The sequence below is a fragment of the Streptomyces sp. NPDC091209 genome (assembly GCF_044757755.1).
Classification (GTDB): domain Bacteria; phylum Actinomycetota; class Actinomycetes; order Streptomycetales; family Streptomycetaceae; genus Streptomyces.
The window spans coordinates 503,551-515,453 of record NZ_JBIVVR010000001.1 but is presented as its reverse complement, the minus strand read 5'-3'; the positions used below and the strand labels follow the sequence as shown (position 1 = coordinate 515,453).

The window sequence follows — 11,903 nt, the reverse complement described above, 5'->3', positions numbered from 1 at the left end:
ATCAGCCCAGCGAGAGAACCACCAGCGCGGTCGTCGCCGCCGTCTCCGCGAGGCCGCCGAACACATCACCGGTGACACCGCCGAAGCGCAGCGTGCAGTGCCGCAAGAGCAGTTCCGCGGCCAGGCAGGAGACGCCCACCGCCACCGCGGCACGCACGAGGTCGTACGTCCCGACCAGCGCGCCCGCCCCGGCCGCCGCGCCGGTGACGGCCGCCGCCACCAGCAGCGCGCCGCGCACCGGCACGGTGCCCGCGACCGCCGCGCCCAGACCCTCGGGGCGGGCCGCGGGCACCCCGGAGCGGGCGGCGAGCGTGAGGGCGAGGCGGGCCGCGGTCGCCGAGACGACGGCCGCCAGGACGCCCCGGCCCCACGAGGCCTCGTACGCCTGGGAGAGTGCGGCCACCTGGGCGAGCAGGACGAACAGGAGGGTGATCACGCCGAACGGGCCGATGTCCGACTGCTTCATGATCCGCAGCGCGTCCTCGGCGGGCTTGCCGCTGCCCAGTCCGTCCGCGGTGTCGGCGAGACCGTCGAGGTGCAGGCCCCTGGTGAGCGCGGCAGGCACGGCGGCGGTGGCCACGGCCGCGAGCAGCGGGCCGGCGCCCATGGCCAGCAGCGCCACGCCCACCAGGGCCGCCCCCGCCCCCACCGTCAGACCGGCCAGGGGAGCGCACAGCATGCCGCCGCGCGCCGCGTCGCGGTCCCAGCGGCTCACCCTCACGGGGAGCGCGGTGAGCGTGCCGAAGGCGAAACGGAGGCTGTCGGCGAGGGAGGCCCCGGAGGCGGTCTTGGACACCGGCGCAGGGTACCCGGACGCCCGGAGGGCGGATACAGCGGTGCTGGATAAAGTTCACATATGGGTCATTGGCTGTATCGGAACATCGTCGAGCCCGGGAAGCTCCCCCAGTTGCTTGCGCTGGCCTCGTTCGTCGTGACCTTCGTGGTCACCCGCGTCATCGTGCGGCTCATCCGGGCCGGCAAGGGGCCTTTCGGCAACGTCAAGGCCGGTGATCTGCACATCCACCATGTGGTGCCCGGGGTCGTGCTCACGGTGATCGGCGGCTTCGGCGCGGTGGCCAGCAGCCGGTACGGGTTCGGGGCGTGCGCCAGCGCCGTGGTGTTCGGCATCGGCACGGGCCTCGTGCTCGACGAGTTCGCGCTGATCCTGCACCTCGACGACGTCTACTGGACCGAGGCGGGGCGCAAGAGCGTCGAGGTGGTGGTGGTCACGGCGGCCCTCGTCGGTCTGATGCTCAGCGGCTTCTCGCCGTTCGGCGTCAACGACGTCAGCAACCAGGAGGCGCAGGACCGGGCCGGCGCGATCGTGACCATCGCCCTGAACTTCCTCTTCGCGCTGCTCTGCCTCAGCAAGGGCAAGGTACGCATGGCCATCTTCGGGGTGATCGTTCCCTTCGTCGCCCTCATCGGCACACTGCGGCTGGCCAAGCCCGGTTCACCGTGGGCCAAGCGCTTCTACCGGCGCCGGCCGCGTGCCCGCGCCCGGTCGAGGCTGCGTACCTACCGGCACGACCGCCGCTGGGCGGGCCCCAGCCGCAGGGTTCAGGAGTGGATCGGCGGTAAACCCGACCCCGCGCCCGACCGCTCCCTTCCCGAACGGCGGTGACGCACCGCGGACAGGCAGCACACGACCAGCACGGCGGCGATGGCCGCCAGATGCTCCTTGCCCGCCAGGTTGTCCTTGACGAGCACCTCGGTCACCATCGCCCCGATCACCACCCCCGCCGTCACATACGCCCGGTAGCGCCAGCCCAGGAACACCGCCAGACCCACCACGGCAGCCGACGGCCCGGTGTCGACGACCAGCGAGTCCGCCCCGGGCAGCCCCAGCGGACGGTGCGGGCCGAGCGCGATGCCGACCCGGGCGTACAGCGTCCCGGCCAGCGTGGCGACGTACGCGAGGACGAGCGTGCGCCACCAGCCCAGACAGATCTCGGCGATCCCGAAGACGACCAGGATCTGCGCGAGCGCTCCCCACACGGGCAGATCCAGCGCCGGTACGAACAAGGAGAGCGGGGTGCGCAGCAGGGCGAGCCACAACGGGTCCTCGGCCCGCACGGCGCCCGTGTTCTGCACCAGCCGATAGCCCCAGGACTGGTTCTGGACGAACTGCAGGACGGCCGTCAGACACACCGCGCCGAGGGTCATCGGGACCGCCCGCCACCCCCTCGCCATCAGAGCCCGGCGCACGGTGGCGTACAGCAGACCCCACTCGGCGCGGGCCCAGCGGGCGAGTGTCCTCATCCGGTCGTCCCCACGGCTCTCCTCACGTCGGCCCTGACCGGTCCCGGCGGTCTCATCTGTGCGACTCCAGGTGCTTGCGGTGCAGCCACTTCGGCAGCCCCGGCGCCTCCAGGAACCCCTCGGCGCGCGCGGACGCGACACCGATGCGCAGCAGGTCCGCGCTCTTCTCGAAGAGCAGGAACCGCGGCTCCCAGATGGGCCGGTACTTGGCGTTGGCCCGGTACAGCGACTCGATCTGCCACCAGCGCGAGAAGAAGCTGAGCAGCGAGCGCCACAGTCGCAGCACCGGGCCCGCGCCGAGACGCGCCCCACGTTCGAAGACCGAACGGAACATGGCGAAGTTGAGCGAGACCTGAGTGATCCCGATCTCCCCGGCGCGCCGCAGGAGTTCGATCACCATGAACTCCATGAGCCCGTTCTCCGCGTCGCGGTCGCGCCGCATCAGGTCGAGCGAGAGCCCGCCGGGGCCCCACGGCACGAAGGACAGCACCGCCCTCAACTCGCCCTCGGCGTCCGTGCATTCGAGCATCACGCACTGCCCGTCCTCCGGGTCGCCGAGCCGGCCGAGCGCCATGCTGAAGCCGCGCTCGGTCGCGCCGTCGCGCCAGTCGTCCGCGCGCTCCAGCAGATACGCCATCTCGGCGGCCGGGATGTCCTCGTGCCGTCGGATGCGTACCCGGTACCCGGCCCGCCTGACCCGGTTGTAGGCCTGCCGGACGGTCCGCATGGCCCGTCCCTCCAGGGTGAACTCGGCGGTCTCGACGAGGGCTTCGTCGCCCAGCTCCAGGGCGTCGAGTCCATGACGGGAGTAGATGGTGCCCGCCTCCTCGCTCGCGCCCATCACCGCCGGGATCCAGCCGTGCTCCCGGGCCTCGGCGAGCCAGGGCTCGATGGCGCCGGGCCAGGCCTCGGGGTCGCCGATGGGGTCGCCGCTCGCCAGGGAGACCCCGCCCACCACGCGGTACGCCACCGCCGCCTTGCCGGTGGGTGACCAGACCACGCTCTTCTCCCGGCGCAACGAGAAGTAGCCCAGCGAGTCCCGGTCGCCGTTGCGGTCGAGCAGCGCGCGCAGCCGCTTCTCGTCGTCCTCGGTGAGCGGGTCGACGGCGCGCCGGGAGCGGAAGGCGGCGTAGAGGACGGCGAGCACCAGAAGGGTGCTGAGCACGTTGATGGTGACGTTGACCCAGTTCGGCGTCGCGATCCCCGGGTAGTGGGAGTCGTCGGCGGCGACCGAGACGAGCCGCAGGGTGCCGTAGCGCCAGCGGTCCAGGAAGGTCGAACGGTGCGCGTCGTGCGCGTTGTTGGTGACCGTGACCAGCAGCGCGGCGAGCAGCGAGGTGACCAGCAGCCCGCCGACCGCGACGGCCGCGGCGAGCTTCGGGTTCGACCGGTCGCCCTTGGCGTAGAACTCCCGGCGGCCCAGGACCAGGGAGCCCACGAAGGCCGCGGTCAGCGCGAGCGAGACCCAGTTCTGGGCGTACTGGCGGATCTCGGGGAACGCCATCGCGACGCCGAAGAGCAGCAGGAACAGCCCGCTGAGCACGGAGTTGAGGATCCACGCGGCCCGCTTGCGCCGCCGCATCGTGATGGCCAGGAACATCGTGAACACACCGGAGGCGAAGCCCGCGGTCAGCAGATAGGGCGTGAAGTAGTTCTCGGTGTTGTGCCGTCGGACGTCCTGTCCGAGCGACACCCAGGCGGCGCTCAGAAAGTTGATGAACGTGACCGCGCGCAGGTACCACACGGCGAAGGCGGCGGACCGCCGGGAGGAAGCCGTGGACCGCCGGTCCCCGTCACTCCGGCGGGCCGACGCCCGTTCCTGGTCAGCGGCAATTCGGGCATCTCCCATAAAGCGCGATGATATGGGGCGGGGTGGCCCGTGCGGGGGACTGGCGGTACGGGTGGTGCCCCGCCGGGCGGCGGGTCCTCGCCCTGCCGGCCCGCCCCGGCAGGGGTACCGGATCCGATGACACCCACCCGCCCGGCCCCGCCCCACTCGGCCACCGGCCCCGGCCGGGGTGGGGAGAACGACCGCCGGCCCTGGACGCCCCCTCGGGCCGAGTCACCCAGCCGCGGTCGCCCCGGTCGGTGAATCTCCCGGAAGGGGTCCGGAGGGCCTGGGGCGTGCGGGGTGCGTCGTCGGGGTCGGGGTCGGGGCGGGTGCGACCCTGGTCGGTGAATCTTGCGGTCGGCGTTCGGACTGCTTGGGTCGTCACCGGGGGTGCGTCGTCGGGGTCGGGGTGGCGGGCCCCGGAGTCGGTGGGTTTCCCGGTCGGGGTCCGGAGGGCCTGTGCCGTACGGGGTGCCCCTTCGGGCGCGAGGCAGCCCGGCTCGTCCAGCGAATCGCCCTCGCCCGGACCGGACGGTCGGTGTCGGGCTCGGGCGCTGCCCAGGAACGGGCCGGCCACTCGTCCCGGCCGGGGCCCGTGGAGTCGGGGTCGGGCCTGGGCGCGGCCTGAACGCCGGGGCGGGCCGGACCCGGCGTCAGGCCTTGGGCTGGATCCTCCGTCAGGCCTTGGGCTGGGAGTCGGCCTCGGTGTCGGTCTCTGGCTCGGTGTCGGATTCAGAGCCGGATGTGGCGCCGGATGTGGCGCCGGATGCGGCGCCGGATGTGGCGCCGGATGTGGCGTCCGGCTCGGAGTCCGGCTTCGGCTCCGCTTCCGGTGCCGACTCCGCCTCCGGGGCGGGGGCCTCCGGCAGGTCCGCGGCGAGGCTCGCCGCGGCCTGGACCAGGGGCAGGGCGAGCAGGGCGCCCGCACCCTCGCCCACCGTCACCCCGTGGTCGAGCAGCGGTTCGAGGGCCATCCGGTCCAGCGCCTTCGCCTGGGCCGGTTCCCCGCTGCGCTGCCCCGCCAGCCACCAGTCCGGCGCGCGGAAGGCGACCCGCTGTCCGACCAGCGCGCACGCGGCCGAGACGACCCCGTCGAGGATCACCGGCATCTTCCGTGCCGCGCTCTGGAGCAGGAACCCGGTCATCGCCGCCAGGTCGGCCCCGCCCACCGTCGCGAGCAACTGCAACTGGTCCCCGAGCACGGGCCGGGCCCGCCGCAGCGAGTCGCGCACGGCCGCGCACTTGCGCATCCACGCGAGGTCGTCGATGGCCTGCCCGCCCCGCCCGGTCACGACGGACGCGTCGGTCCCGCACAGCGCCGCGACCAGGACGGCCGCCGCCGTGGTCCCGCCCACGCTGATGTCGCCGAGCACCACCAGATCCGTACCGGAGTCCGCCTCCTCGTCCGCGATGGCGACCCCGGCCCGGAACGCGGCCTCCGCCTCCTCCAGGGTCATCGCGTCCTCGACGTCGATCCGGCCCGAACCGCGCCGGATCCGGTGCCGTACGACCTCGTCGGGCAGCCCCTCGGGATCGGCCTCCAGCGCCATGTCGATCACGCGCACCGGCACGCCGAGCCTGCGGGCCAGCACCGACGCGGGGCTCGCGCCCTCCAGGACCGCCCGCACCAGCCGGCCGGCACTGCCCGCGGGGCGCGCCGACACGCCGAGGGCGGCGATCCCGTGGTCGCCCGCGAACAGCACGGCACGCGGGCGCTCGATCGGCCGCACCGGCACCGCGGACTGCGCCGCCGCCAGCCACTCACCCAGGTCGTCGAGGCGGCCCAGCGCCCCGGGCGGCACGGTCCGGCGCTCCCGGTACGCCTCGGCGTCACGGCGTACGCCTCCGTCGGGACGCTCGATCAGATCGGTGAAGTCGTCGAGATTAAGCGAGCTCATTCGCCGAACAGTACCGGCAGCGATCGAACGCGTCCGCGCCACGTCGTTGCACTCCGGATCCCCCGGGGATACGTACCGTTTGTGTCGGATTGTCGTATGGCTCGTCCCCGACAGGAGCGCCCATGCCCAACACCCCGCAGCCGATCTCCGAACGCCGGGCCGCCTACGCGGCCGAACTCGCCCAGGGCACCGCGCGGTTCCACGAACCGCGCCGCGCCGACTGCCCCTGGTGCGGCTCGAAGCGCCTGCGCACCCGGCTGCGCACGCCGGATCTGCGGCAGCGCAAGCCGGGGACCTTCGTCGTCGACGAATGCGGGGACTGCGCCCACGCCTTCCAGAATCCCCGGCTCACCCCGGAGGGGCTGGCCTTCTACCACCGGGACCTCCGCGAGGACGCCCGCGACAGCCTCGCCGAACGGCTGCTCGGCGCCCGCGGCGGAGCCGGACGCCACCGCGCGGCGGCCCGCGCCATGCTGTCCTTCCCGGAGCCGGAGAGCTGGCTCGACATCGGCACCGGGCTCGGGTACTTCCCGGAGGCGGCCAAGGAGGTCCACCCGTACACGTCCTTCGACGGGCTCGACCCGACGCGGCGCGTCGAGCGGGCACGGGCGGCGGGACGGGTGGAGGAGGCGCACGTCGGGCGGCTCACCGACCCGCGGATCGCCGAGCGGCTGCGGGCCCGCTACGACGTCGTGAGCATGTTCCACCATCTGGAGCACACACCCGACCCGCGTGAGGAACTGCGCGCCGCGCTCGAGCTGTTGCGCCCCGGCGGACATCTCCTCGTCGAAGTGCCCGACCCCGACTGCGCGTTCGGCCTGCTGCTCGGCAAGTGGTGGGTGGCGTACGGCCAGCCGCGCCATCTGCATCTGATGCCGCTGCCCAATCTGCTCGGCGAGCTGGAGTCCCTCGGCTGCGTGGTCGTCGCGACGGACCGCCGGGAGCCGCACGTTCCCCACGACCTGTCGGGCGCCCTCGCCCTGGCGCTCGGGCGCGCCCTCCCCGGCCTCGACGCCCCCTGGCGTCCGGCACCCCCGACCCCTTTCCAGCGCACCGCGCGCCTGGCGCTGACCCGGGCGTCCGCCCCGCTTCTCGCCTCGACCGCCGCGCTGGACCGCCTGATGGCCCCCCTGCTCCGCCGCACCCGCTTCTCGAACGCGTACCGCGTCGTGGCCCGCAGGGAGCCCTGAGCCCGCCGTCGGCCGCCCGCCGCCCGCAGTGAGCCGGGGGCGGGCGGGAGCGAGCGCGGGACGGACGGTGGCGCGTGGGATGGGCGAGTGCGGGACGGACGGGAAGCGGGCCGGGGTCAGCCCCGCAGTTTCAGGGCCTGTCCCGCCACCACCAGCAGCACGTGCTCGCACTCCCCGGCGAACGCCGCGTTCAGCCGCCCGAGTTCGTCGCGGTAGCGGCGTCCGGAGGCCGTGGCGGGGACGATGCCCGAGCCGACCTCGTTGGACACGGCGACGACCGCGCGGCGGGTGTTCCGGACCGCGCCGACGAGCTCCTCCACGCGGGCGCGCAGGGCGCGTTCGCCGCCGCCGGACCACTCGGCGTCGTCCCAGGCGTTCACCGAGTCCATGGCGTCCGTCAGCCACAGCGACAGACAGTCGACGAGCAGGGGCGGCCCGTCCCCGGCGAGCAGGGGGGCCAGGTCGCAGGTCTCGACGGTCCGCCAGGAGCCGGGCCGCCGCTCACGGTGGACGCTGACCCGCTGCGCCCATTCGGAGTCGCCGCCGCGCGTACCTCCCGTGGCGACGTACAGGACGTCCGGGAAGGCCTCCATCCGTCGTTCCGCCTCGACCGACTTGCCGGAACGCGCCCCGCCGAGCACCAGCGTCCTGCGCGGCACATCGGGTACGTCCTCGTAGACCCCCACGTCGAGCGTCGTCCCGTCGGGCACGGCCCGGGCGCCCGCCGCGGCGAGCCGCCGCCGCAGTTCGGGCCCCGGGGGCACGTCGTGGTCGAGGTGCACCGCGATCACGTCCGTCGTCGGGTCGACCGCGCCGACCGCGCGCAGCTTCGCCAGGGCGTCCGGACGTCCCACCACGTCGAGGAGGACCATGTGGTAGGCGTCCCCCTTCTCGTCCAGACCGGCCGGCGCGGCGCCCGGAGGAAGGTACAGCAGCCGCTGCCCGTCCGGGCCGGTCACCGCGTACCCCGTGCCGGGAGCGTCCATCGGCACCGCCCGCACCCGGTGTCCCGTCAGCAGCGCCAACTCCCGTCCGTCGGGCACCCGGCCGGGCTGCGGCAGCCCGGCCGGCACCTCCACGGCGGGCCCGTCGTGCGGATGCGAGAGCAGTACCTGCCGTACGCCGCCCAGCGAGTGTCCGGCGCGGGCGGCCGCGAACGCGGCGCCGGGGGTGAGGTCGAGCAGCAGTGTGCCGTCCACGAGCAGCGCGGTCGCCGCCCGCGCCCTCTCGCCGAGCGCGGTCGCGCAGGAGGCGCAGGGACAGTCGGGGCGGGGCAGGCCCGCGGGGGCTCCGGTGCCGAGCAGAGTCAGTTCCACGCCGCCGATTTTTCCGTGTCCCCGCAGGTCTTGCGCGTCCGGCTAGGCTTCTGACGGAAGACGGATCTTGTCCGGCTTCCGCTGTGCAGTGTGCTCACACCTTGGAGGCGTACATGGCGGCATGGACGTGGCGGTTCGAGAAGTCCGACGGGACAGAGGTCCAACCCGCGGTCCAGCCCGAGGAGTTCACCACTCAGGGCGACGCCGAGTCCTGGATCGGCGAGGTGTGGAAGGACCTTCTGGCGGGCGGCGCGGACCAGGTGTTCCTCTTCGAGGACAGCACACAGATCTACGGTCCGATGAGCCTGCACGCCGAACCGGAGTAGGCCGGTAGGGGTTGCCGGGGCCACACCCCGGCAACCCGCCACCGAGGCTCCACCGGAAGGAGCCGGCCGTCCGGATCCACCCGAGCGGAGGTGGATAGCCCCGTTCCGAAGGTGTTGTCTCGGAGCGCCCGGAGAGGGTCAGCCCCGCCCGGAAGGGGCCGGCCCCGTGCCGAAGGGCTCGTCCCAGTGCCCCGGGCGGGAATAGCCCCGCCCGGAGGGGGATGGCCCCGTCCGGGCGAGTTGTCTCGGCCCCGCCCGAGGGGAGCAGCCCCGCCCCGCGGGTTCAGCCCCGTACGCCGCACAGGTGCAGCAACGCCGCCACCTGGCGGTACGGATCCGTCCGCCCGGCCCGCTCCTCCGCGGCCAGCAGCGTCTCCGCGTCCGGCGGAACCGGCGCGCCGTCGGCCGCCGTGTCCGTGAAGACGCGCACCCCGTACCAGGCGTGCAGCGGAGCCCCGATCCCGGCGAGCGTGCCGGTCAGCGTGGCGAGCCGGTCCGCGCGGACGCCGAGACCGAGCCGGTTCGTGTACGCGGTCGTGTCGAACGAGGCCAGCGTCGTCGCCCAGTCCCCGCCGATTCCGGGCCGCATGGCCAGCGCGTCCGCGTTGCGCACCAGCAGCGAGAGCAGCCCGCCCGGGGCCAGCATCCGCGCCAGCCCCGCAAGCAGCGCGTCCGGCTCCTCGACGTACATGAGCACGCCATGGCACAGCACCACGTCGAAACTGCCCGGCAGGAAGTGCACACCGGTCTCGCGCCCGTCGCCCTCGATGAGGCGCACCCGGCTCCGGATGCCCTCGGGTTCGGCGGCCAGCGCCTGACGGGCCATGGCCAGCATCGTGGTGTCCTGCTCGAGCCCGGTCACCTGGTGACCGGCCCGAGCGAGCCGCAGGGCCTGTGTGCCCTGGCCCGTCCCGACGTCGAGCACCCGTAGGCGCTGCCCCACCGGATACCGCCCGGTTATCTGCTCATCGAGCTGCCGGGCCACCAGCTCCTGCCGTACGACATTCCGCAGCCCGCCCAGCTTGCTCAGCCAGGCATCCGCCGCGCCCCCGGAGAACGACGTAGTGCTCAGGGCTTCTCTCCGCGCTTGACCTGCGGCTTCGGAAGCCGGAGTCGACGCATCTGGAGAGTACGCATCAGCGCGTAGGGAACCGCGCCCTTCTTGGGCTGGTCCGGGAAGCGCGCGGTGAGCTGCTTCCTCAGGCGGATCGTGATGCCGATCGAGTCGACCACGATCATCACGATGATGACGAGCCAGAGCAGCAGCGCGACGTTCTTCAGCGCGGGGATCGGCACCACGCTGAGGACGAGGATGATCACGGCCATCGGCAGGAAGAACTCGGCGATGCAGAACCGCGAGTCCACGAAGTCGCGCGCGAACCGGCGCACCTTGCCCTTGTCGCGCGCGGGCAGATAGCGCTCGTCGCCGCTGGCCAGCGCCTGGCGCTGCCTCTCCATCTGGACACGGCGATCGTCACGCTGCCGCTTGGCCGCCTCCTTGCGCGTCGACGGCGTCTGGGCGACGCTGCGGCGCTGGGTCTGGGCCTCACTGCGCTTGGGCGTGGGGCGGCCCTTGGGGGCCTGAGGGTCACGGGTCATCTTGGAGTCGGTCACCGGCGCCTTGTCGGCGGGGGCCTTCTCTTCCTTCGCACGGCTTCGGAACACAAAACCCAAGGGTACGGGGTCGGCGGGCATGGACGTCGATCGAGTGGGGAACGATCCGGCAACACCGTGCGTCTGTAGTGGGACAGAGGGGATGTCGTCCCCGGGCGGACCCCGGGTACCACCTACTCCTTACGCCGGAGCGGTGGCGGCCGCAGTCGTCCTTGGGGATGAGCGCATCCGTCCCCGAACAGTGCGGTAATGGATGCAGGGCCCGTACTGTGGGTCCTGTTGCAGTACCTGGAGCTGGAGTCCGTCAGAAGGGGGCGCGCGAAGCCCATGAGCGGTGTCATGAAGCGTATGGGGATGATCTTCCGCGCGAAGGCGAACAAGGCCCTTGACCGGGCCGAGGACCCGCGCGAAACCCTCGATTACTCATACCAGAAGCAGCTGGAGCTGCTCCAGAAGGTCCGGCGCGGTGTCGCCGACGTGGCGACCAGCCGCAAGCGCCTCGAACTGCAGCTGAACCAGCTCCAGAACCAGTCCACCAAGCTGGAGGACCAGGGCCGCAAGGCCCTCGCGCTCGGCCGCGAGGATCTCGCCCGTGAGGCGCTGTCCCGCCGCGCCGCGCTCCAGCAGCAGGTCACCGACCTGGAGACGCAGCACCAGACCCTGCAGGGCGAGGAGGAGAAGCTCACCCTCGCGGCCCAGCGTCTTCAGGCCAAGGTCGACGCCTTCCGTACGAAGAAGGAGACGATCAAGGCGACGTACACGGCGGCCCAGGCTCAGACCCGGATCGGCGAGGCCTTCTCGGGCATCTCCGAGGAGATGGGCGATGTGGGGCTTGCCATCCAGCGTGCCGAGGACAAGACCGCGCAGCTCCAGGCGCGGGCCGGCGCGATCGACGAGCTGCTCGCCTCCGGAGCGCTCGACGACCAGTCCGGGCTCGCCAAGGACGACATCCAGAGCGAGCTGGACCGGATCTCCGGTGGTACGGATGTGGAGCTGGAGCTGCAGCGCATGAAGGCGGAGCTGGCCGGTGGCTCCTCGTCGCAGCAGCAGGCGCTCGAGGGCGGCACGGGTCAGGCCCAGTCGTCGACGCAGCCGCAGGACACTCCGCGCTTCGACAAGCAGTGACCTGAGCGGGCCCATGCCTGAGGAGGGCGACATGATCGTACGGATCATGGGGGAGGGGCAGGTGAGGCTGGACGACGGCCACCTCACCACCCTGAACAAGCTGGACAACGAACTGCTCACCGAAATGGAGAGGGGCGACGAGTCCGGCTTCCGCCGTACTCTCGGAGCACTCCTGGACGCGGTGCGCGGCGCGGGGACCCGGCTCCCCGACGACTCGCTGGAGCCGTCGGAGCTGATCCTCCCGTCTCCGGACGCCACCCTCGAAGAGGTCCGCGAGATGCTCAGCGACGACGGCCTGATCCCCGGCTGACTCCTGCGGTACGCCGACCCCGCTTCCCGAC

General features: G+C 72.8%; 12 protein-coding genes. 5 read left to right on the top strand and 7 right to left on the bottom strand.

Features of this window, described 5'->3' with window-relative positions:
• Position 1: 1 nt before the first annotated feature.
• On the bottom strand, positions 2–796 hold the full coding sequence (locus tag ACIQRL_RS02295) for an adenosylcobinamide-GDP ribazoletransferase (RefSeq protein ID WP_401325876.1): 795 nt from the start codon (positions 794–796) through the stop codon (positions 2–4).
• A 60-nt stretch (positions 797–856) separates the two neighbouring features.
• Here ACIQRL_RS02295 and ACIQRL_RS02290 point away from each other — a divergent pair, with 60 nt between their 5' ends.
• Positions 857–1,624, top strand: coding sequence for a hypothetical protein (locus tag ACIQRL_RS02290; RefSeq protein ID WP_401325874.1), 768 nt, complete (start codon positions 857–859; stop codon positions 1,622–1,624).
• Here the strand turns inward: ACIQRL_RS02290 and ACIQRL_RS02285 are convergent.
• From ACIQRL_RS02285 to cobT, 3 genes are all read right to left on the bottom strand, one after another.
• Complete coding sequence (locus tag ACIQRL_RS02285) at positions 1,561–2,262, bottom strand: hypothetical protein (RefSeq protein ID WP_401325871.1); 702 nt, start codon at positions 2,260–2,262, stop codon at positions 1,561–1,563. The genes ACIQRL_RS02290 and ACIQRL_RS02285 overlap by 64 nt on opposite strands.
• 52 nt (positions 2,263–2,314) lie before the next feature.
• A complete protein-coding gene (locus tag ACIQRL_RS02280; RefSeq protein ID WP_401325869.1) occupies positions 2,315–4,111 on the bottom strand; it encodes a phosphatidylglycerol lysyltransferase domain-containing protein in 1,797 nt (598 codons plus the stop codon).
• A gap of 659 nt (positions 4,112–4,770) precedes the next feature.
• Positions 4,771–5,991 (bottom strand): nicotinate-nucleotide--dimethylbenzimidazole phosphoribosyltransferase, encoded by a 1,221-nt coding sequence (cobT, locus tag ACIQRL_RS02275; RefSeq protein WP_401325866.1) that lies wholly within the window; start codon positions 5,989–5,991, stop codon positions 4,771–4,773.
• A gap of 122 nt (positions 5,992–6,113) precedes the next feature.
• On the opposite strand from cobT, the gene ACIQRL_RS02270 reads away from it, so the two are divergent.
• On the top strand, positions 6,114–7,181 hold the full coding sequence (locus ACIQRL_RS02270; protein WP_401325864.1) for a class I SAM-dependent methyltransferase: 1,068 nt from the start codon (positions 6,114–6,116) through the stop codon (positions 7,179–7,181).
• A gap of 116 nt (positions 7,182–7,297) precedes the next feature.
• On the opposite strand, the gene ACIQRL_RS02265 is transcribed toward ACIQRL_RS02270, so the two are convergent.
• Positions 7,298–8,497: a bifunctional adenosylcobinamide kinase/adenosylcobinamide-phosphate guanylyltransferase gene (locus tag ACIQRL_RS02265; protein WP_401325862.1), complete on the bottom strand. Its 1,200-nt coding sequence runs from the start codon at positions 8,495–8,497 to the stop codon at positions 7,298–7,300.
• A gap of 113 nt (positions 8,498–8,610) precedes the next feature.
• Between ACIQRL_RS02265 and ACIQRL_RS02260 the strand changes: the two genes are divergently transcribed.
• Positions 8,611–8,823, top strand: coding sequence for a hypothetical protein (locus tag ACIQRL_RS02260; protein WP_261706966.1), 213 nt, complete (start codon positions 8,611–8,613; stop codon positions 8,821–8,823).
• Between the two features lie 283 nt (positions 8,824–9,106).
• Here ACIQRL_RS02260 and ACIQRL_RS02255 read toward each other — a convergent pair whose 3' ends face one another.
• Positions 9,107–9,808, bottom strand: coding sequence for a class I SAM-dependent methyltransferase (locus ACIQRL_RS02255; RefSeq protein ID WP_401325859.1), 702 nt, complete (start codon positions 9,806–9,808; stop codon positions 9,107–9,109).
• 83 nt (positions 9,809–9,891) lie between these two features.
• Positions 9,892–10,518 (bottom strand): DUF3043 domain-containing protein, encoded by a 627-nt coding sequence (locus ACIQRL_RS02250; RefSeq protein ID WP_401325857.1) that lies wholly within the window; start codon positions 10,516–10,518, stop codon positions 9,892–9,894.
• A 246-nt stretch (positions 10,519–10,764) separates the two neighbouring features.
• Here ACIQRL_RS02250 and ACIQRL_RS02245 point away from each other — a divergent pair, with 246 nt between their 5' ends.
• Both ACIQRL_RS02245 and ACIQRL_RS02240 read left to right on the top strand, forming a co-directional pair.
• The gene (locus tag ACIQRL_RS02245) at positions 10,765–11,562 is read left to right on the top strand and encodes a PspA/IM30 family protein (RefSeq protein WP_401328016.1); all 798 of its coding nucleotides are present in this window, start codon (positions 10,765–10,767) and stop codon (positions 11,560–11,562) included.
• Positions 11,563–11,593: 31 nt separating this feature from the next.
• On the top strand, positions 11,594–11,872 hold the full coding sequence (locus tag ACIQRL_RS02240) for a hypothetical protein (RefSeq protein WP_401325855.1): 279 nt from the start codon (positions 11,594–11,596) through the stop codon (positions 11,870–11,872).
• The last annotated feature ends 31 nt before the right edge of the window (positions 11,873–11,903 follow it).